A 2,791-nucleotide genomic window follows, 5' to 3' on the forward strand; every position below is an offset into this window, starting at 1 on the left:
TACGTTGAACGTTCTGTTCATCAACAATTATAGATGAGGACAAGTTTCGTTACCCGATATTATTATGAAATAAAAATGCATAACCCACTCTTTTTTTCAGATTTAAAGGTGTAGTGACAAAATTTCAAAGAGATGGTTAGCACCACCTCTTTTTTTACCTTTAAAAGTAGAGGGAAAAATCGCAGGATAAAAATCGCAAAAAAGTCTCACATATTTTTAAGCACAGATTTGTACAAAAGAGAGAAATTTCTGAAAAAGTGCCCTTTTTTCAAAAATTAAAGTTGTCCACTTCTTGATTTTTTACCTTTAAATAGTGAGGGATAAAAATTCATCATGGAAAAATTATTTGAAAAGATGCATAAGGCGTTCTATTTTTATTAATATAGAATTACTCCCATGTGCATTAGCGGCCATTGTGGCGTATTCTGGGCAGTGTGGCGGCGTTTTAAGCGTAAGAAAAGAGCCTGCCCGAAAGCAAGCTCCTTTTTTGTTTACCAATATTCCCGGCGTTCTTCTGTGTATTCAGAATATACCTTGTTGCAATTGGTACAGTAGGTTTTTACTGTACGTTGATACACTTTATAAGTTCTAGGTAGCATTCTACCAACTAGAGGACTATAATACCATGATATACCGTCACCAACGTATTCCCAGTCGGTATATTCGGTCTTCATGTAATAACTCCCACCATGACAGTTATTACATGAAGCTGCATGAGCTGTAATAGAAGTGTCAAACTGAGGTGCAATAGTCTTTGTTACGGCTGTACCTGTTCCGAGGAGCGTGAAAGCCATAGCAACTGCTGTGATTTTTATGAGTGCATTTTTCATTTCTTATCAAATCCTTTACAGTAAATTTAAGGATAATATAGCCTTATGTGCATATAATAATATATTTTAGCATTTATGTCAAGTGAGCGGCAGATATGGACAGGGATTCAATTCCTCTCGCCAAAAGAAAAAAGGCATGAACCGAAGTCCACGCCATAAAAATTATGTTTTTAAGCACAGATTTGTACAAAAGGGAGAAATATTTTAAAATACATCATTTTTTTAAAATTTAATTCGTCCATCTTGCTGTATTTTCGGCTTTAAAAGTAGAGAGTGTTCTGTTGTTACGGCATTGATATCTGTATCCGAACACTTACGCACAATAAACACTTTAAGCACGATAGCACTTGATTAGATATACATAAAAGCGCTTTTAAATCTATTTTGAAAGGATGATGATGATGAATTGGGCAACGAGATCCAGTGGGTAAAGCCTACACCATTAAAAGGGAACAGAGCAAATATGATAGAGTTCCCGACAACAGCTCTGCCGCCTGTATTGAGAGATATGGCATGCGCCGTTGCTGAGACTACCTCAACAGATGTATCAATGGCTGCTACGGCTATACTTTCCATGATTAGTTACTGCTTTTCAGGACAGTACCGTATCGCAGGAAAGAAGGATCATAATGAACCGCTTGTGATTGACAGTCTTATCGTTGCAGAAGCGAGCTTCAAGAAGTCGCCTGTAATGAAACTCATATCACAGCCATATCAGGAATTTGTAAGGGAGTACAATGAGAAAAATAAGGAGATGATACTGGAGAATAAAGCAAAGAAAAAGGTTCTCACAAACAAACTGTCAGCTCTGGAGAAGAATCCAGATGCCGATACAAAGGAGATGTCGAGGCTTTCAATGGAACTGAGTAATATTACCAATGCAGATTTCCGCCGTATAATAGTCGATGATATTACGCCAGAATCGCTCGTCAGACAGCTGTCTGTAAACGGAACGCTTATGATGATGTCTGATGAGGCTGGCTCTCTCGGAAACTTCAACGGCAGATACAACACCGGCAGTGCACCAAACCTTGATTTGCTTCTTAAATCGTGGAATGGAGAAACCTTCATTAGCGACCGTATTACCCGTGAGAGTATTATTCTCTACAAGCCCTATGTTTCAATATGCCTTGCCTGTCAGCCATATGTCTGGGATAACATGATAGGAAATATGGCATTCAGGGGAAGCGGTTTTCTCGCTCGTCTTGTTTACTGCTTTCCTAAAGACCTGAGAGGTATGCGGAAATATGATACCGAACCTATCCCCGATGAACTGGCTGAAAAGTATAAACGCCTGATATATGCTTTGCTGAGTTATAAGTTCAGGCGCTTTGAGCTCGGGCAGACGGATGAAAGCTTTATTTTTCTTGATGAAAAGGCAAAGGAAGAATATGTATTCCTGCATGATAAGTTTGTAGAACAGCAGCTTCTCACAGATATGGCATTCTGTGCGGACTGGGGAGGCAAGTTTCACGGACTGGTGTTAAGGATATGCGGTATCCTTCACTGTATAAAAGCTGTGCTGAACGGTGAGAAGCCGGATGAAGTCAAAGTATCCCATGATACCATGTGCAATGCTATCGAGATAGGTCATTATTTCCGATTACAGGCAATATATGCTTATGGACTTGGTGATGCCGATAATCAGACTATACAGGCAGAGCGTATCCTAGCAAAGGTCAGATCTAAGAATATTTCCGAGATCAGACAGAACGATCTTTACAGGATATGTCGTTGCAGGCTCTTTAAAAATGCACAGGAGTTTTCTGAAGTGATAGCAGTACTTGAAGAATACGGCTATCTGAAAAGCGAGATCGCTCCTGCGCAGAACGGCTGTAACAGAAGCGGCATTACTCTCCGCTTCAATCCAAACATTTACGCACGATAAACACTTTAAGCACAATAGACCTATAGTGTCTATAGTGTCTAAAATGCTTAAAGTTCACACTGATAAAATCACA

Annotated in this window: 2 protein-coding genes; one reads left to right on the forward strand and one right to left on the reverse strand. The window is 39.4% G+C overall.

Features of this window, described 5'->3' with window-relative positions; genetic code table 11:
- Positions 1-491: 491 nt before the first annotated feature.
- Positions 492-830, reverse strand: coding sequence for a hypothetical protein (locus J6U00_RS13850; RefSeq protein ID WP_296582790.1), 339 nt, complete (start codon positions 828-830; stop codon positions 492-494).
- Between the two features lie 406 nt (positions 831-1,236).
- On the opposite strand from J6U00_RS13850, the gene J6U00_RS13855 reads away from it, so the two are divergent.
- A complete protein-coding gene (locus J6U00_RS13855; protein ID WP_296582791.1) occupies positions 1,237-2,718 on the forward strand; it encodes a YfjI family protein in 1,482 nt (493 codons plus the stop codon).
- Positions 2,719-2,791 lie beyond the last annotated feature (73 nt).

It is taken from the genome of Ruminococcus sp. (genome assembly GCF_017650195.1).
Taxonomy (GTDB): domain Bacteria; phylum Bacillota; class Clostridia; order Oscillospirales; family Ruminococcaceae; genus Ruminococcus.